Below are 19,169 nucleotides of genomic sequence, written 5' to 3' on the forward strand. Positions count from 1 at the left end.
TTCCTCAGACGTATGCATGAATAAACGCAGCCCTAAGCTCGCATCAGGGCCTGCAAAGCGCGCCCGGCTTGATCACGGCCATAAGTATCGGCGCTGAAAACCTCTTCAAAACACGTCATAGACCACTGATTAAGACCATCTTTTGTGGCCTGATCAAGGCAAGTTTCCACGCATTGCGCAATTTCCAGAAACCCAATATGGCCATTTAAGAACGCGGCGACTGCAACCTCATTGGCTGAATTCAACACCGCTGCCAGCCCTCCACCCGCCGCGAAGGCGTCTCGCGCTAAACGTAACGCGGGAAAGCGCAACTCATCCGGGGCCTCAAAGCGCAATGTGCCAATTTTAGCCAAATCCAAAGGCGCGATATCGGCCGCCATACGCTGCGGAAAGGCCAAGGCATGCGCAATCGGCGTGCGCATATCGGGTGAGCCAAGTTGGGCCAACCAACTGCCATCACAATATTCAACCAAGCCATGCACGATGGAATCTGGATGGACCAGAACCTCCACCCTGTTGTGCTCCAGATCAAACAGATGACAGGCCTCGATAATCTCCAGGCCCTTATTCATCATAGTCGCAGAATCGATGGAGATTTTTGCCCCCATGGACCAGGTGGGATGCGCCAGCGCCGTTTCAACACTCGCTTGGCCCATCTCAGCCAAACTTGAGCTGCGAAACGGACCACCAGAGGCCGTCAAAACGATCTTGCGAACATCGTGACGGCGATTATTCGCCAAAGCCTGGGCAATGGCATTGTGTTCAGAATCAACGGGCAACACCCGGGTGCCAAAGCGCGCGCACGTGTCCAGGAATAACACCCCCGAACAAACCAATGCTTCTTTATTCGCCAGCGCAATGGCCCCGCCCTGCTCGGCAGCGGCCAAAGTCGGCTTCAAACCGGCGGCGCCGACGATGGCAGCCATGGTCCAGTCGGCGGGCCGACGGGCCGCGTCAATCACCGCCTCTTCTCCAACGGCCCAGTCTATGCCACTTCCCGCTAAAGCCGATGCTAAGCGGTCCGCACCCTGCGTATCGCCCAAAGCGACACATTGGGGGCGAAACTCCAAGGCCAAAGCGATCAAGTCTTCAACCCGGGTATTCGCCGTTAACGCAACCACCTCGAATTGGTCACGATTGGCGCGCACCAAATCGAGCGTCGCCTCTCCGATAGAGCCGGTTGCGCCCAAAACTGTAATGCGTTTTGTCATGAGGGCGCTCCGCCGGGCCAAAGGCTGGGGTTCAAAGCAAACAGGAACCCCGCCATCAATGCCGCCAACATCAGAGCATCGACGCGGTCCAAAACCCCGCCATGACCGGGTATGAGTGAGCCCGCGTCCTTAACGCCGAAGCGACGCTTGGCTAGGGACATGATGAGATCGCCAATCACAGCTGACATAGCAACAGGAAGGGCAATCGCGCCGCCCACCCACAGCGATCCTCCGGCAAAGTACATAACCACAGCCCCCGCCAGAACACCAAAGGTGAGCCCCGCGATAAAGCCCGTCCAGGTTTTATTCGGGCTGGCTTGTGGCAACAGCTTCGGCCCGCCAATCCAGGTCCCCACCAGATAAGCAAAACTATCGGCCGCCCAGACCACGGCAAAGACATAGATGATCCGATCGAGACCATACGCATCATGTCCGCGCAGCCAGACTAGCATCGCCACGGCACTGGCGATATAAGCCACGCCGAAGACCGCTTCACCCACACCGCCGCGCGGTTTGCGATCAAAGCCCGCCCCTATTGTGCCGCACACAATCCAAAAGACGACCCAGCCCACAGGGGCCTGGGTGGCCAGAAGCGCTGCCCCTACAGCCGTCCCAGTCGCTAGAGCAAAGGCGCGCGGCGGCGCAGTGCGTTCCGACATCGACACCCATTCCCAGCCCATAGCAGCGGCAAAAGCCGCGACAAAAATCGAGAACGCATGCCCGCCCCACCAGGTCAGGCCCAAGGCCAGGGGCGCTAAAATCAAGGCTGATAAGATCCGCTTTAGGAAAAGCGCATCACCCGGGGCCTTTGGACGGCGTAAAACAGGAAGCGGCTTAGGCACGCTTCACCCCCCCATAACGCCGATCACGACTGGCATAGATTTCAAGGGCCATTTGAAGATGCGTCTCATCAAAATCCGGCCACATCACATTGTCTAAAAATATAAATTCAGAATACGCGCACTGCCAAAGGAGAAAATTGGAAATACGATATTCCCCGCTGGTGCGCAACAAAATGTCAGGATCAGGCAGATCGCTCGTATCTAAAAAACTGGAATATAGCTCTTCATTGATCTGATCAGGATCGAGATCACCCGATTTCGCGGCCTTCGCAATGGCCTTGGCCGCGCGGACCAATTCATCGCGCCCACCATAATTAAATGCGACGTTCAAAAAGAAAGCCGAATTCTCACGCGTGCGCACTTCAGCACGCTCAATGATCGAAATCAGGTCAGGCGACAACCCTTCACGGCTACCGAGGATCCGAACCCGAACGCCTTCTTTGTGGAGTTTTTCAAGATCGGCATCGACAAAGCGTCGCAACAACTCGAACAGCGCTTCAATCTCTTCGGCAGGACGGCGCCAATTCTCGGTCGAAAACCCAAACAAGGTCAAATAGCGTACACCCGCATTGCCACAGGCACGCACCGCACGACGCACGGCATCGACCCCCGCCTTATGACCAAAGGCGCGGGGCCTGCCCTTTTGCTTTGCCCACCGACCATTTCCATCCATGATGATGGCGATATGCTGAGGCGTTTGCCCCTGGCTGTCCGGTGTCGTCATCGACAAAACCTTTTCGATCACAGATGTGATCTATACGTGCATGATTTCTTCTTGCTTGTGCTTGAGCATTTCATCAATGTCAGCGATGGCCGCATCCGTCGCCTTTTGCACCTGATCAGCGAACTTTTTATGTTCATCCTCAGAAATTTCGTTGGCCTTTTCCCCCGCCTTCAACTGATCCATGCCGTCGCGGCGCACATTGCGCACAGCAATACGGGCATTTTCCGCATACGTACCGGCCGTTTTCGCCAGATCCACGCGGCGTTCTTCATTGAGCGGTGGGATCGGTACGCGAATGAGCGCGCCTTCAGAAACCGGGTTCAACCCCAAAGATGAGTTGCGGATCGCCTTTTCAACAGCGCCAGCCAAAGACTGATCCCAAACCTGGACTGACAGCATGCGCGGTTCAGGTGCCGTCACAGTTCCGATTTGACTGATCGGGGTCAGGGAGCCATAGGCGTCAACCTTAACCGGATCCAACAGAGCCGACGTCGCGCGCCCAGAGCGCAAACCAGACATTTCTTTTTTTGCCGCATCAACTGCGCCCGCCATACGGCGCTTCAGGTCAGCAAGATCAAAAGACATAAGGTGTTCCTCTTTAAACTCGTGGAGTGTTACGCGCTGGCGTTCGGTTTACCCACGATCGTGCAAACCCCCTGGCCATTAAGAACGCGGGCCAAACCACCTTGATCATGAATGTTAAACACCACAATCGGAATTTGGTTATCACGCATCAAAGTCACAGCCGATGCGTCCATCACTTTTAAGTCACGCGCCAAAACGTCTAAATAGTCAAGGCTTTCGAAGCGCTTCGCGTTCGGATTTTTACGCGGGTCATCATCATAGACCCCATCGACCTGGGTGCCCTTGAACAAGGCATCACACCCCATTTCCGCAGCCCGCAAGGCCGCAGCAGTATCAGTGGTAAAGAAGGGATTACCTGTACCCGCAGCAAAAATCACCACCCGACCACGTTCCATATGACGCATGGCACGGCGGCGAATATAAGGCTCACACACCGTGGTCATGGGAATGGCCGATTGCACGCGCGATTCGACGCCAACCCGCTCCAGCGCGGTTTGCATCGCCAGCGCATTCATCACCGTCGCCAGCATGCCCATATAATCGGCCGAGGCGCGCTCCATACCGCGCGCCGCAGCGCTTAGGCCGCGGAAAATATTCCCACCACCAATGACCAAGCAGATCTCGAACCCGGCCTCAACCGCGTGCTTAATCTCACCGGCAATACGCTCAGTGGTTTCAGTATCGATGCCATAGGCACCGCTGCCCATGAGGGCCTCACCAGAGACTTTCAACAAAACGCGTTTAAAACGCGCCGTGTTAGAAGGGTTAGAGAGAACATCCTCAGTCATGACAGGGCTCCAAAGCATAGCAGGCAAGCCAAGCGCCAGAGCATAGCCCTGGCGCTTGCAACTCTAAAAAAAGAAAAGTATTAGCCTTTCGCAGCGGCGGCAACTTCGGCTGCGAAATCCTCTTCTTTTTTCTCAACACCCTCACCCAGGACCATGCGAACAAAGCCGGTCAAGGCGATAGGGGCACCAACTTCAGCTTCAGCAGCCTTAACAGCCTCTTCAACAGACTTGTCTGGATCGAGAACGAAGCTCTGCTTCAACAGCACGACTTCTTCGTAGAATTTACGGATACGGCCTTCAACCATTTTCTCGATGATGTTTTCAGGCTTGCCAGATTGACGCGCCTGCTCAGCAAACACATCACGCTCTTTCGCCACAACATCTTGATCCAGCTCTTCAACCTGAAGCGCCAAAGCCGGAGCCGGAGAACCCGCAGCCACGTGCATCGCAATGCGGCGGCCCAGATCTTCCAGCTTGGCTTTGTCACCTGTCGATTCCAAAGCCACCAGAACGCCAATACGACCTTTGCCGTCAACGACAGCATTGTGGACATAGGTCGCAACAACACCATTTTCGACAGACAAGCGCGCAAAACGGCGCAGGCCCATATTTTCACCGATCTTAGCAACCAGATCCGTCAAAGTTTCAGCAACAGGCTTGCCAGCCCCCATAGGGGCCTGAGCCAAAGCCTCAACGCTATCAACGTTCAAGGCCAGACCCGCGATTTCACCAACAGCAGCCTGGAACAATTCGTTACGGGCTACGAAGTCGGTTTCAGAGTTCACTTCAACAGCGGCGGCAGTCATGCCATTGCCACTGGCTTGAGCTGTAACGGCAACCAGGCCTTCAGCAGCAGCGCGATCTGATTTCTTAGCAGCCTTAGACAGGCCTTTTTTACGCAACCAATCGATTGCAGCTTCGAAATCGCCATCAGTCTCTGAGAGGGCTTTTTTGCAGTCCATCATGCCTGCGCCAGTAGACTCACGCAGTTCTTTGACGAGGGCGGCGGTAATTGCGGCCATGGGGAAGTCTCCTTAGGTCAGCCGATCGCGCGGTTATTCAGATTTAGTCTCTTCAGCAGATGCATCACCTGCTGCTTGGTCTTGGGCATTGCCGACCAGATCCGCTTCACCGGTCACTTCAGCAACCGCCGCCATCAAGGCCGCTTCATCTGGATTGTCAGCTTCACCCAAATCTACACCCAACGCCATTTGGTTGTCGGCCATACCATCAAGAACGGCTTCCGCAACCAAATCACAATACAAAGACAGAGCGCGAGACGCATCGTCATTGCCTGGAATTGGGAAATCAATATTGTCAGGGTCAGAATTGGTGTCGACCACAGCAATCACAGGGATGCCCAAACGCTTGGCTTCCTGGATAGCAATCGCTTCTTTATTCGTGTCGATTACGAACATAAGGTCAGGCGTGCCGCCCATTTCCTTGATCCCGCCCAATGAACGCTCCAGCTTTTCGCGCTCACGGGTCAAGTTCAAAATTTCTTTTTTGGTGAAACCTTGCGCGCCACCCTCTTGATCCAAAACACCTTCCAACTCACGAAGACGCTGGATAGAGTTTGAAATGGTACGCCAGTTGGTCAGCGTACCGCCCAACCAACGATGGTTCATATAGTATTGGGCGCAACGCTGAGCGGCTTGCGCCACAGGATCAGACGCTTGACGCTTGGTCCCCACGAACAGAACGCGACCGCCTTTAGCCGCAACTTCGCGCACTTTCACCAAAGCTTGGTGCAGCAGCGGAACGGTTTGCGACAGGTCGATAATGTGAATGTTGGCGCGTTCACCAAAGATGTAAGACTTCATCTTTGGGTTCCAACGGTGGGTCTGGTGACCGAAGTGACAGCCAGCTTCCAAGAGTTGGCGCATTGAGAAATCAGGTAGGGCCATAATCTATATCCTTTTCCGGTTTGGCCTAACGCAGAGCGGAACAATCACCAATCCTAAACGGACCGGGTCATGCACCGGACGGTCGCTTGAACTCATCAAGCACCAAGCTCCACGTGTGAGATGGCCGCGCTTATAAGCGCCAATGGCCTTAAACTCAAGCAAGCATGCGCACAAAAATGACATAGAGCGATTTTTGACCCGCCCTGTATGGCCAAAATACAGCTGCGGACCGGGTAAAGACCAAAGGCTCTCGAGATCACGAACGCCATAGTCTGCTTCGAAGGTCTCGTGTTGCGTCTCTGCCTAAAGGGTTTCGATCTCACTAACCCCCTTAATCGCCTTAATGGCGGCTTTGGCTGCACTGTCGATGGCGTGCTTACCGGGTAGGCGAACTTCACCATGGCGACCATCGCTGAGCCGTAGGGCCAGATGAACCCGGCCCCGCAAAGCATCCTCACGCAAATTCGCCCGCTCTAAGCGGGTTTTAAGCAGATCCAGCGCCTCACCCTCACGGATATGAATACGGATCCCCTCACCGGCCGCTTCCGCAGCTAAATTGGATAGGGGCTCAACCGAATCGACAATCAATCGCAATTGCTCATCGCGCATATCCAGGCGGCAACTGACGATCACCGCCTCACCAGGCTCCAGCTGGTCGCGATAAGTGCGTAATACCTCGGGCGGGACCAGCGGTTCAAACTCACCCGACGGATCAGAAAGAGTGAGGAAGGCGAATTTCTCGTTGGATTTGCGCGAAACCTTTTCTTGTTTACGGCGCACCACCCCGGCCATACGCGCAGCACGCCGACCTTCAGCCGCATAAATCGGTGCATCCGTACACAAAATGACCGAACGGCGCGCCAAGGCCTCACGCATATCATCAAGCGGATGGCCTGAAAGATAAAAACCGATCGCACTAAGCTCCTCATCCAAGCGCTGGATAGGATCCCAAGGATCAATGTCAGGCAGATTGGGATGGGCCAAATTAGGCGCTTCATCCCCACCGCCAAAGAGCGAAGATTGCGCACTGTCGCGTTCTGCCTGGGCCTGTTGAGCGAGCGACAACAACATTTCTGCACTGGCAAACAACCGGCCCCGGTCGGGGTCTAGACTATCAAAGGCCCCGGCACGGGCTAAGTTTTCAAAGGCACGTTTATTCACCTGGCGCGGATCAACACGCTCTGCAAAATCAAAAATATCTTTAAATGGCCCGCCTGAACGGCGCACAGCCGCCACATGTTCCATCGCGCTATAGCCAACATTGCGGATCGCACCTAAGGCATAACGAATTGTGCCGTCTTCCACCGCAAAGTCAGCTTCAGATTTATTAACATCAGGAGGACGCACGACCAGGCCCATGGCCTTACATTCCTGGAAAAACACCGCGAGCTTATCGGTATTGGCCATATCCAGGCTCATCAAGCCGGCCATAAAGGCCACAGGATAGTTGGCTTTCAAGAAGGCCGTGCGATAGGCAATCAAGGCATAGGCCGCAGCGTGGGATTTATTGAAACCGTAACCGGCAAATTCAGCCACCAGATCGAAAATGAAAGAGGCCCGCTTGGCCGTCACATCCTTTTTCGCGGCCCCGTCAAGGAAACGCGCGCGCTGCTTATCCATTTCCTCTTTTTTCTTTTTACCCATGGCGCGGCGGAGCAAATCCGCTTCACCCAGGCTATAGCCCGAGAGGATCTGGGCGATCTGCATCACCTGTTCCTGATAGATGATAACCCCATAGGTTTCTTTCAGGACCGGGGTTAAATCAGGATGGAGATAATCCGGCTCTGCGCGGCCGAACTTACGATCAACATAAACGTCAATATTCTTCATCGGACCAGGACGATAAAGCGAAATCAACGCGATGATGTCTTCGATAGTGTCGGGCTTGAGCTTTTTGAGCGTTTCACGCATGCCCGTACTTTCGAGCTGGAACACGCCAATGGCCAAACCCGAAGTGAGAAGATCATACGTTTTTCGGTCGTGAAGACTGATCGCTTCAATATCGAGGGGCTCCAGACCCTGAGCCTCGATATATTTAAGGGCACGCGCAATCACGGTGAGGGTTTTTAGGCCCAAGAAGTCAAATTTCACCAGGCCCGCCGGTTCGACCCATTTCATGTTGAACTGCGTGGCCGGAATATCTGAGCGCGGATCTTGATAGAGCGGCACCAATTGGGTCAACGGACGATCGCTAATGACAACACCGGCCGCGTGGGTTGAAGCGTTTCGATAGAAGCCCTCCAACTGAAGCGCGACTTCAATGAGGCGATTGACCGCCTCATCCTCTTCGCGAAATTGTTGGAGTTTGGGCTCTGTCTCAACGGCTTCGGCCAAGGTTGTCGGCTGGGCGGGGTTATTGGGGACCAGCTTGGCAATACGGTCCACAAGCCCGAGCGGCAGTTGTAAAACCCGGCCCACATCGCGCACCACCGCGCGCGCCTGAAGCGTACCAAAGGTAATGATCTGCGCAACCCGATCCGCGCCGTAATTATCCTTTACATAACGGATCACCTCACCGCGGCGATCCTGACAGAAGTCAACGTCGAAGTCTGGCATAGACACACGTTCTGGGTTCAAGAAGCGCTCAAACAGCAAGCCAAAACGTAAGGGGTCCAGATCAGTAATGGTCAACGCCCAGGCGACAAGCGAGCCCGCACCCGAACCCCGGCCCGGACCGACGGGAATGTCATGGGTTTTTGCCCATTGAATGAAGTCCGAAACGATGAGGAAGTAGCCGGGAAAGCCCATGCGTTCGATGATACCAAGTTCGTAGTCAAGACGCTCAAAATAGGTTTCACGCGGAGCCGCAATTTCATTTTGCGCTTCAAGTTGAACCAAGCGCTCTTCCAAGCCCTCGCTGGATCGCGCACGAAGCTCTTCAGCTTCATTGCGCTCGCCCTTTGTAGGGAAGCGCGGCAAGATAGGGTTCGTGGTCAAAGGACGATAGGAACAACGCCGCGCAATATCGAGGGTGTTGGCGATGGCTTCAGGGAGGTCGCAAAACAGCTCCACCATCTCTTCTGGTGATTTAAAATAATGCTCAGGCGTAACCTTACGCCGGTCATCGACCGTCACATAGGTACTTTCAGAAATGCACAACAGCGCATCATGGGCCTGATGCATGGAGCGCTTAGGAAAGAAGGCTTCATTGGTGGCCACGAGCGGAAGGTCACGCCCATAGGCCTGTTCGATGAGCCAATTTTCCGCCTGAAGCTCTTCCTCACGCCCATGGCGTTGCAGCTCGATATAGAGGCGGTGATCAAAGTGCGCGTTGAGACGATCCAACACGCTCGAGGCTGGGCCTGCGCGGCCATCCACAATGAGCTGGTTCAACACCCCTTCAGGGCCACCGGTAAGACAGATCAAGCCTTCATGATGGACGAGAAGCTTATCGAGCGTAATATGGGGCTCATCCGTTGGGCCAACATCAAGGAAAGCCGCAGAGGATAGAACCATCAGGTTTTGATAGCCGATTTCAGTCTGCGCAAAAAGCACCAACGTGCCTTGCGGTTCGACGCGTTCGCCCGGACGTGGATCTTCAAACCGCACCGAGAGCGTGCACCCCGTCAGGGGCTGAAGCCCCTCACCAGCCAAAACTTCAGAAAACTCCAAAGCCCCAAAGAGATTATTTGTATCGGTCAGGCCAATCGCGGGCATCGCGTATTGATGGGCGAGCTTGACCATATCCTTGATCTTGAGTGCGCCTTCCAACAGCGAATACGGCGAGCGCGTACGCAAATGGATAAAGGGCGAAAGGGTTTGGGGGGCGTCGGTCATGGATCAAGGCTTTCACAGGCGATGAGCTCAGCACACTCTGAGACTCATAATTCACCTAGCATAGCGATACGAGCTTAGCCCGCAAAGGCAGCCCCCCATGTCATCACCACAGCGATGAAGCCCAGAACAGCGAAGGCAGAGGTGGTTTCAGCAAGAACACGGCGCATGGAACATATCCTTTTTCAGATCACATCACTGCGGAAAACAGTGAATTCCTGTTTTGTTCCATTGTGTATATTCGCTTTTTGTTCCAGCCGTCAAGCGTGCCGAATCACTTTTTGAGAACAAAAATGGAATTTGTTTTAATTATAGGGGTTTAACAAGACCGTTTTCGACCGTGACAACCCTATCCATACGCTCTGCGAGCGCTAAATTATGGGTCGCAATCAGCGCGGCCGTCCCACTACCCCGGCAAGCCTGGGTCAGTGCGGCAAAGACTTGATCGGATGTGGCGGGATCAAGATTTCCGGTGGGCTCATCCGCGAGCAGGATTTTGGGGTTGTGTACCAGAGCGCGCGCAATTGCGACCCTTTGTTGTTCACCGCCCGAGAGCTGGCCCGGACGGTGGGTGAGACGTTCACCCAAGCCCACCCGCGTCAACCAATCAGACGCATGTTCACGCGCTTTGGCGAAGCTGTACCCGGCAATCAGCAACGGTAAGGCCACATTATCGCGCGCATCGAATTCCGGCAGCAAGTGATGGAATTGATAAACGAAGCCCATATCATCACGGCGCAGCGCCGTACGTTGGCGTTCAGACAATTTGAGGCCATTGATACCGCCTACCTCAACACTGCCCGCATCCGGGCGCTCTAAGAGCGCCGCCGCATGAAGCAGTGAGGACTTGCCCGATCCTGACGGCCCGATCAGACCCACGATTTCACCGCGATAAAGATCGAGATCGACGCCGCGAAGAACATGTAATTCCTCGCCTTCGGTCTTATAGGTGCGTTTGAGTCCGCGAATGCACAGCGCCAAGTCTTTATTCATAACGCAAGGCCTCCACAGGGTCTAAACGACTGGCGCGCCAAGCCGGAGGCAAGGTGGCCAGCAAGGCGGCGATAAAGCCGAAGAGCGACACATAGAGAACTTCGGTCCAGTCCATTTTCGCCGGCAGACGATAGAGATTATAGACGGACGGATCAAACACATCCCCGCCGGCAATCCAGCTGGCAAAATCCTGGATGGGACCAACAAAGATCACAAACAAAATGCCCAGAATGATCCCGGCAAGAGTGCCCAACACGCCAATCGCCGCACCAGAGATCAAGAAGACGCGCATGATCGCGCCCTGACTGGCCCCCATAGTGCGTAAAATCGCAATATCGCGGGTTTTATTTTTCACCAGCATCACCAAGCCGGAAATAATATTCATCGCGGCAATCGCAACAATGATGGAGAGCAAGATCCGCATCATGGTGCGCTCAATCTGGAGGGCTTGCCAAAATTGACGGTTTTGCGTGCGCCAATCAAAGACCTGAGTACCGGGCGCGGTCATGTCACGAATGGCCTGGATCTGAGCATCAGGATTAGCCGGATTGTCCACCCGCACTTCGATATAATCCCCGCCGGGCGCACCATTAAAGAAGATTTGAGCTTGCTCAAACGGCATAAAGATCATGATCCGGTCGAGATCTAGAACGCCGAAAGTGATGACCCCGCCGACCGTATAGGCTTTACGTCGCGGCACCGTGCCCATCGGCGTCACTGAGCCATTGGGCGAGAGGAGCGTAATTTCATCGCCCGCGCGCACCCCCAGATGGGACGCAATCCCCTGCCCGATCAAAATGACATTGCCACCATTATGACCGGTCCCAAACTCATCCGCATTGCCTTGCGAAAAGCCTGCCCCGCCCGAATGCTCCTCGGAATTGATGATGGCATAATCACTGAGATCTTCAGGACGCACCCCGATCACTTGAACACCGACGCCCAAACGCCCAGAGCTGGCCAGCGCCTGGCCCAACACGACCGGACCCGCCTGATTGACGCCCGGGATCTGACGGATCTGATCGGTCAGGGCATGAGTGGTGTCATTATCACGCTCAACCGGCACGACATAGACATGGGCCTGAGCCCCCAAAAGGCGTGATAGCAGCTCCGAACGGAAGCCATTCATCACACTCATCACCGCAATCAACGCGGTCACGGCCAGCATAATGCCGACAAAGGATATGACAGAGATCAAAGTCACCCCGCCATGACGGCGCTTGGTCATCAGATACCGCATCGCCAGCATGAACTCATAGCCACTAAAGGGGCGCGAGTTTTGAACACGGGGTGAGTTGACATCAGCCATGGGCAAAGGCCCCTTCACATAGACGGTTGATCGCATCATCCAGGCTCAGCTCATGCTTTTCGCCTGTCGCACGCACTTTAACCTCAGCCTTACCGTCTTTGAGCCCTTTAGGTCCAATGACAAGCTGGTAAGGGATACCGATCAGCTCAGCGGTGGCGAACTTGCCGCCCGGACGCTCTTTGGTGTCATCGAGCAGCGCATCCTTGCCCGCCGCCAATAGGCGCGTATAGGCATCGTGCGAGGCCGCATCGGTGGCGTCATCACCCGCTTTAAGATTGATGACCACCACATCAAACGGCGCGATGGCTTCGGGCCATTTACAGCCCGCCTCATCATGGTGAGCCTCGATAATCGCGCCCAACAGACGCGAAACACCCACACCATAAGAGCCCATCTGCACCGGACGTTCCTGCCCATCGGGATACGCCACATAGGCCTTCATCGGTTCAGAATATTTGGTGCCGAAATTGAAGATGTGACCCACTTCAATCCCGCGCGCTGACAGGCGACGTTCTGCTGGGACTTCGGCTTCAAAACGCGCCGCGTCATGCATTTCTTCGGTCGCGGCATAAAGGGCGGTACGCGCATCGACCAGGTGTTGAAGATCGCTGTCGAAATCAACATCAGAACCCGGAACGGCCATATCGACCAGCTGAGCATCGCAGAAGACCTCGCTCTCACCGGTTTCGGCGAGCACGATGAATTCATGGGACATATCGCCCCCGATCGGGCCGGTATCGGCGCGCATGGGAACTGCCTTCAAGCCCATACGCGCAAACGTATTGAGATAAGCCACGAACATGCGGTTATAGGAATGGCGCGCGCCATCCTCGTCCAGATCAAAGGAATAGGCATCCTTCATCAGAAATTCACGCCCGCGCATCACGCCAAAGCGCGGACGGATCTCGTCGCGGAATTTCCACTGGATATGATAGAGAATTTTCGGCAGATCTTTGTAAGAGCGGGTATAGCCGCGGAAAATCTCCGTGATCATTTCCTCATTCGTGGGACCGTAAAGAAGATCGCGCTCATGACGGTCGACAATGCGCAGCATCTCTTTACCGTAATCATCATAGCGCCCACTTTCACGCCACAAATCAGCCGGTTGCAAAGTCGGCATCAACAGCTCGATGGCCCCGGCGCGGTTTTGCTCTTCGCGCACAATGGCTTCGATTTTACGCAAAACCTTTAATCCTAAGGGCAGCCAGGCATAAATCCCGGCTGCTTCCTGGCGGATCATACCCGCACGCAGCATCAAACGGTGAGAGACAATCTGCGCCTCGGCAGGGGTTTCTTTTAAAACGGGCAGGAAAAAGCGAGACAAGCGCATGGCGGTCAAACGCCCCTATCAGAACAGTGTTAAATCCAGGGGGTCACGCTTAAACCGCTCTGCGCGCGCGCACAAGACGGGCGTGAGCCCCGCTTCAGTAAAGGCCCAAACTGATGAGCCCGACTTTAAAAGGTTCAGGTGCGAAAATCGTGGGAAGATCTTCTAAATCCAACAGGTGGAATTCAACAATGACGAAGAAGATCAACCAGAAAACCCCGGTGATCTGGCTGGTCCACCAGGCCTTCTTGCCCAACATAGGGTTGACCGGGGCACCGGGTTCAGATCCCGGCACAACACCATCCACGCTTTCTTGTTGACCCTGGACCCCGATGGGCAACATGGCAAAGAAAATCATCCACCAGCTAATGAGATACACCACCAACCCGGTGACAAACCCCACGCCATTATCAGGCAGAAACAGCTGGGCGATGACCAAAATCGCCACCAACCCCAAAATGCCATAGCCGAAATATTTCATCACGCAGGGTCCCCGTGATCGCCTTCGCCGGGCGCTTGCATCAATTCCACCAGAACGCCGCCGGTGTCTTTGGGATGGACGAATATCACTGGCACCCCATGGGCCCCGATATAAGGCTCGCCTGTGCCTAAAACTCGTGCCCCACGCGCGATCATGGCATCACGCGCCGCGATGATGTCTGCCACTTCAAAGCACATATGATGCTGGCCGCCTGCGGGGTTTTTCTCCAGGAATTTATGGATCGGGCTCGCCTCCCCCAAAGGTTCAATCAGCTCAATCTGCATATTGGGAAGGCTGACAAAGACCACACGCACACCTAAGTGGGCGAAATCCTTCGCCGGTGTTGCCTCGCTCGCCCCATAAAGCTCCGCATAGACTTTGGCGGCGGCCTCTACATTGGGGCAAGCCACCCCCACATGATTTAAACGTCCGATCTTCATGGCGCTCCTCCCCGTTCGTATTTAGGCTACGCTCAAAACGCTGACCTCAACATGGGGTTTCTTACCCCATATGCGTTGGGCTTCACGTCTGACAGCCAGGCGTACTTCTTCTTCGACCTTTTCCTCATCGCGCTTATCGCGTTTTGACAGGCGATCAAAGGCCCGCTCGGCCACATCGGCGAGATCGTCCAAGAACTCATCCAGCCCATAATCTGGCGTATCGGGCAGCCCCATCGCACGCACATCCGGGCCAGCCAACAGCTTTCCGTGATCCGACATCACCATAGCCACGCCGACATGACCGGCGAAACTCAACCGACGACGTTCTTTGATGGAGAGGGCATCGGCCTCGGTGATGAAATTGCCATCAACATGCAGGCGGCCCGCGGGCGCTTCATCCACCACAAAGGCCCCGTTCTGAGTGATGCGGATCATGTCACCATTCTTGGGTGAAAGCGTATGGGGGATCTGCAAGGAGGCTGCGAATTGTGCATGTTCCATCAAATGGCGACGCTCCCCATGGACGGGGATGGCGATATGAGGTTTGGCCCATTGATACATTTGACGAAGCTCTTCCCGGCAGGGATGGCCAGAGACGTGAATGCCGCGATCTTTCTCGGTCACCAGCTTAACACCGCGTGCGGCCAGCCGGTTCATCAGATCAAAAATGCCGCGCTCATTACCCGGAATAACCCGGCTGGAGAAAATCACCGTATCGCCCGCGCCAAGCGTCACATTGCGGTGGGAGCCTTCGGCAATACGCGAGAGCGCCGCGCGCGGTTCGCCTTGCGAGCCCGTACACAGATAGAGGATTTTCTCCGGCGGGAAATAACCGGCCTCTTCCTCTTCCACGAAGGGCGCACAATCAGCGAGCAGGCCGACATGCTTGGCCGCCGCCGTCATGCGATACATGGATCGCCCCACCAGGCAGACCCGGCGGCCATTGGCCTCGGCGGCCTTAATGGCGGTTTCAAGACGCGCGACGTTGGAGGCGAAAGCAGCGATGGCGACCTTACCGGTCTGCTCCCCCACCAGCTTGATCATCTCCTCGCGCACATCGCCTTCTGAGCCAGACTCGCCCTTGTTAAAGACATTGGTGCTGTCACAGACCATGGCCAGCACGCCTTCATCACCCAAGGCTTCCAGCGCGCGCGAATCCGTCACGGCTCCGATCAAGGGATCGGGGTCAAGTTTCCAATCGCCCGTGTGCAGAATAAGCCCCTCTGGAGTGCGAATGGCCAGGCCATTGGGCTCCGGGATGGAGTGGGTCAGGGTCACCAATTGCAGATCAAATGGCCCCAGCACAAAGCGGGAGTTGAGCCCGATTTCATGCAGCTCCGCCTCATCCAGCAAACCATGTTCAGCCAGACGATCGCGCACCAGATAGGCGGTAAAGGGTGTGGCATAGATCGGGGGCTGGCCCAGGCGTCGCCACAAATGGGCCACCGCGCCCATATGATCTTCGTGCGCATGGGTCAGAACAATCGCAATCAGATCATCACGATGTTCTTCAATAAAGCGGCTATCAGGCATGATGATATCAATGCCCGGTGTGGATAAATCGCCAAAGGTCACCCCGCAATCTACGAGAATCCATTTGCGATCACTCTCTGGCCCATAGCCATAGAGGTTGAAGTTCATGCCAATTTCGTCAGATCCCCCAAGGGGAAGGAAATAGAGCCCGTTTTCGGCTGCGTTCACACGTTTATCCTTTGTTTCTTTTCCATATTTCGTAAAGACCGCGAATGGTGACATCCGGGTCGAAATGTTCGATTTCTTTTGAGGCTCCCTCGAACAAGGAGGCAATTCCGCCTGTGGCGATCACCGTCATCGGTGCGCCATATTCATCCTTGACCTGATTAACCAGGCCGTCGATCAGATTGATATAGCCCCAGAACACGCCAGACTGCATGGCCTGAACGGTGGAGCGTCCAATAACTTTTTCCGGGCGCTGAATGGCAATACGCGGTAATTGCGCCGCCGCCTCGTGAAGCGCCATCATGGACAGATTGATGCCCGGAGCAATAATCCCGCCTTCAAACGCGCCATCGCTTGAAACGATGTCGAACGTCGTCGCGGTACCTGAATCGACAATAATCAACGCGCCCGGATATTTGACATGACAGCCCAGAGCATTGACCAGGCGATCCGCGCCAGCTTCAGAAGGGCGATCAATGCGCACTTCAATACCAATATTGACATTGGCATCGCCGATCACCATCGGTTCTTGCTTGACATAGCGCCGCGCCAGATTGCGCAGATTGAACACCGATTGGGGCACGACCGAGGAAATGATGCAATCGGTAAGATCGCTAAAGCGCAACCCGGTAAGGGCCATCAATTGACCCAACCAGACGGCATATTCATCCGCCGTGCGCCCGGTATGGGTCGCTGCACGCCATTGCGCGATCCAGTCGCGTCCATCATGAATGGCAAACAGGGTATTGGTATTGCCGCAATCGATCGCTAACAGCATGAAAAGGCCTTACGGGGTATTTGCGCCAAGATCAAGACGCATGGGCTGAGACGAATATAGGACTGGCTTAGAAAAACACATCCCCTGCGGTGATATACCGTCTGTGACCATCGGGCAAATCAAGTCGCAGAGCGCCTTCAGGGGTCAGATCGGCAAACACGCCTTCAAGCGTTTCCTTGTCCAAACGGACCTGACACGTCCCGCCCAGGCCATAAGCGCGCCTTAGCCATGCATCGCGTAAAGGGGCAAAGCCGCGCTCGGCCCACCGCAAACGCCATTGATCAAAGCTCGCCGCCAATTGGCGCAGCGCCGTATCGCCATCAATGGCCCGGCCATGGGCGGACAAATGGGTCGCCGAACGTTCACTATCCTCAGGGTGGGCGGCCAGATTGACGCCAATCCCAACAGCCAGCCACAAACCACCAGTTGGGGCTTGACCGGACTCCAGTAAAATACCGGCGATCTTTCGGCCCTGAACCAAAACATCATTGGGCCATTTCAGCCCCAGGCAAGACGGATCGTCCAACACACCATCGGCCAGATCGGCGACGGCCAGCGCCGCCGCAAAGGACAGCTGTGCAGCTTCGGCTGGACTGGCGCTCAAACGGTAAAGCCCGGTGGTGAAGAGATTACCCTCCAGCCCGGACCAGGCCCGGCCCCGGCGCCCGCGGCCCGCGCTTTGCCGGTCGGCGCGGATCCAGAGCGGGCCATATTCGCCCGCTTCAACGCGGCGTTTAGCTTCGGCATTGGTGGAGTCCACCTCGGCCAAAGTTTCAAAGCGCAAAGATGGAAAAGAGGAGGAAAGCCTCATGCCCCCCTCCCCTTGTTCAAACCCAACCTTAAAGGCACGACGCGCTTAGCCAAGGCCGCTACCGGCCTGCATGACAAAGCGGAACATCACATACATGAACGGTAGCAGCGCCACAGTGGCCGAACCCGTCACCAACACCACCGCATTGACGCTGAAGGTAGCGGGCAAGAAGCTGGAGCCATCGGGTTCATCAAACCAGATGACCTTCACGACGCGCAGATAATAGGCCATCGACACGACGGATAAGAGACCGGCAATCACCGTGAAGATGATCAAACCCGAGCTGACCGCCGCATAGAAAACGAAGAGCTTACCAAAGAAACCAACGAAGAAGGGCAAACCGCCAATCGACAGCATCAGTGCAGTCATGGACCAACCCAGGCCCGGACGTGTTTGCGCAAGACCGGCCAGATCCTCGATCCGCTCCACCATGCCATCAGAGCGACGCATGGAGAGGACGATACCAAAGCTACCCGCCACCGAAATCACATAGAGGGTCAGGTAAAGCAGTAAAGCCCACAGACCGATGGACGTTCCCGCGGCCAGACCGACCAGGGCAAAGCCCATATTCCCGATCGAAGAATAGGCCAGCAGACGCTTGATATTGGTCTGGGTCAGCGCACCGAACGCCCCCACTGCCATGGACAGCACAGACAGCACCATGACCACTTGCTGCCAATCATGGACCATTTCGGCGAAAGGCTGCATCAAAACGCGGGCAATCAAAGCCATCGCGGCAAGCTTGGGCGCGGTCGCGAAGAAAGCCGTAACCGGCGTGGGTGAGCCTTCATAGACATCGGGCGTCCACATATGGAAAGGCGCAGCTGAGATTTTGAACGCCAAGCCCGACAATAAGAAGATCATGCCGAACATCAGACCCAGGCTGGGCTCTGCGGCCACCGCTTCGGCGATCCCGGCAAAATTGGTTGTGCCGGAGAAGCCATAGATCAAGGACGCACCATAGAGAAGCAAGCCTGAGGACAGCGCGCCCAGTACGAAATATTTAAGGCCCGCCTCAGAGGCGCGCAGCGAATCCCGGTTGAACGCGGCCAGCACATACAGCGCCAAGGATTGTAGCTCTAGCCCCATATACATGGTTATGAGGTCATTGGCCGAAACCATGATCGTCATCCCCAGCACGGACAAAGCCATCAAGATGGGATATTCGAATTTCGCCAGCTTTTCCTGCTCAAGATAGTTTTGAGCCAGGATCAGGGAAATGAACGCCGCCAACAGCACAGCCGCTTTGGCATAACGCGAGAAATCATCAACGATCAATGCGCCCTGGAAGGCGGTTCCGCCTTCACTAGGCACATAGAAGATCGAGACCAAAGCCGCCACCAGGAACAAGGCCAAGGTCAACAGCGAGACGATACGCGCCGCGCCGTCTTGAGCCCTGGTATAGGCCCCGACCATCAAGAAGGCCATGGCCCCAACCGCAAGAAGCACTTCTGGAGCGAGTAACCGAAGATCGGCAAGAAGAAGGTCGCCAGTCATAAGC

At 55.4% G+C, this 19,169-nt stretch carries 17 protein-coding genes; all 17 read right to left on the bottom strand.

The genetic code is table 11. From position 1 onward, the window contains the following. Nucleotides 1-32: 32 nt before the first annotated feature. A complete protein-coding gene (gene dxr, locus H151_RS0111690; RefSeq protein ID WP_019961853.1) occupies nt 33-1,211 on the bottom strand; it encodes a 1-deoxy-D-xylulose-5-phosphate reductoisomerase in 1,179 nt (392 codons plus the stop codon). Continuing rightward, nucleotides 1,208-2,053: a phosphatidate cytidylyltransferase gene (locus H151_RS0111695; protein ID WP_019961854.1), complete on the bottom strand. Its 846-nt coding sequence runs from the start codon at nt 2,051-2,053 to the stop codon at nt 1,208-1,210. The genes dxr and H151_RS0111695 overlap by 4 nt, the downstream gene beginning before the upstream one ends. Further along, nucleotides 2,046-2,777, bottom strand: coding sequence for an isoprenyl transferase (locus H151_RS0111700; protein WP_019961855.1), 732 nt, complete (start codon nt 2,775-2,777; stop codon nt 2,046-2,048). The genes H151_RS0111695 and H151_RS0111700 overlap by 8 nt, the downstream gene beginning before the upstream one ends. A gap of 30 nt (nt 2,778-2,807) precedes the next feature. Further along, complete coding sequence (frr, locus tag H151_RS0111705; RefSeq protein ID WP_019961856.1) at nt 2,808-3,362, bottom strand: ribosome recycling factor; 555 nt, start codon at nt 3,360-3,362, stop codon at nt 2,808-2,810. 29 nt (nt 3,363-3,391) lie between these two features. Further along, complete coding sequence (pyrH, locus tag H151_RS0111710) at nt 3,392-4,150, bottom strand: UMP kinase (RefSeq protein WP_019961857.1); 759 nt, start codon at nt 4,148-4,150, stop codon at nt 3,392-3,394. Between the two features lie 80 nt (nt 4,151-4,230). After that, nucleotides 4,231-5,172, bottom strand: a complete 942-nt coding sequence (gene tsf / locus H151_RS0111715) for a translation elongation factor Ts (protein WP_019961858.1) — start codon at nt 5,170-5,172, stop codon at nt 4,231-4,233. 33 nt (nt 5,173-5,205) lie between these two features. Next, nucleotides 5,206-6,057, bottom strand: coding sequence for a 30S ribosomal protein S2 (rpsB, locus tag H151_RS0111720; protein ID WP_019961859.1), 852 nt, complete (start codon nt 6,055-6,057; stop codon nt 5,206-5,208). Nucleotides 6,058-6,360: 303 nt separating this feature from the next. Further along, nucleotides 6,361-9,834 (bottom strand): DNA polymerase III subunit alpha, encoded by a 3,474-nt coding sequence (dnaE, locus tag H151_RS0111725; protein WP_019961860.1) that lies wholly within the window; start codon nt 9,832-9,834, stop codon nt 6,361-6,363. A 306-nt stretch (nt 9,835-10,140) separates the two neighbouring features. Further along, nucleotides 10,141-10,824 (bottom strand): ABC transporter ATP-binding protein, encoded by a 684-nt coding sequence (locus tag H151_RS0111735; protein WP_019961862.1) that lies wholly within the window; start codon nt 10,822-10,824, stop codon nt 10,141-10,143. Continuing rightward, entirely contained in the window at nt 10,817-12,133 is a 1,317-nt protein-coding gene (locus tag H151_RS0111740; protein ID WP_019961863.1) for a lipoprotein-releasing ABC transporter permease subunit, read from the bottom strand. Before H151_RS0111740 ends, H151_RS0111735 begins: the two co-directional genes overlap by 8 nt. Next, nucleotides 12,126-13,463, bottom strand: coding sequence for a proline--tRNA ligase (gene proS / locus H151_RS0111745; protein WP_019961864.1), 1,338 nt, complete (start codon nt 13,461-13,463; stop codon nt 12,126-12,128). The genes H151_RS0111740 and proS overlap by 8 nt, the downstream gene beginning before the upstream one ends. 94 nt (nt 13,464-13,557) lie before the next feature. Continuing rightward, nucleotides 13,558-13,941, bottom strand: coding sequence for a DUF1467 family protein (locus H151_RS17175; protein WP_019961865.1), 384 nt, complete (start codon nt 13,939-13,941; stop codon nt 13,558-13,560). Continuing rightward, complete coding sequence (gene mce / locus H151_RS0111755) at nt 13,941-14,381, bottom strand: methylmalonyl-CoA epimerase (protein ID WP_019961866.1); 441 nt, start codon at nt 14,379-14,381, stop codon at nt 13,941-13,943. The genes H151_RS17175 and mce overlap by 1 nt, the downstream gene beginning before the upstream one ends. A gap of 21 nt (nt 14,382-14,402) precedes the next feature. Then, complete coding sequence (locus H151_RS0111760) at nt 14,403-16,022, bottom strand: ribonuclease J (protein WP_019961867.1); 1,620 nt, start codon at nt 16,020-16,022, stop codon at nt 14,403-14,405. A 64-nt stretch (nt 16,023-16,086) separates the two neighbouring features. Next, nucleotides 16,087-16,857 (bottom strand): type III pantothenate kinase, encoded by a 771-nt coding sequence (locus H151_RS0111765; protein WP_019961868.1) that lies wholly within the window; start codon nt 16,855-16,857, stop codon nt 16,087-16,089. A gap of 67 nt (nt 16,858-16,924) precedes the next feature. Continuing rightward, the gene (locus H151_RS0111770; protein WP_019961869.1) at nt 16,925-17,668 is read right to left on the bottom strand and encodes a biotin--[acetyl-CoA-carboxylase] ligase; all 744 of its coding nucleotides are present in this window, start codon (nt 17,666-17,668) and stop codon (nt 16,925-16,927) included. Between the two features lie 45 nt (nt 17,669-17,713). Continuing rightward, complete coding sequence (nuoN, locus tag H151_RS0111775; protein WP_019961870.1) at nt 17,714-19,165, bottom strand: NADH-quinone oxidoreductase subunit NuoN; 1,452 nt, start codon at nt 19,163-19,165, stop codon at nt 17,714-17,716. Nucleotides 19,166-19,169: the final 4 nt, after the last annotated feature.

It is taken from the genome of Woodsholea maritima DSM 17123 (genome assembly GCF_000382325.1).
GTDB lineage: Bacteria > Pseudomonadota > Alphaproteobacteria > Caulobacterales > Maricaulaceae > Woodsholea > Woodsholea maritima.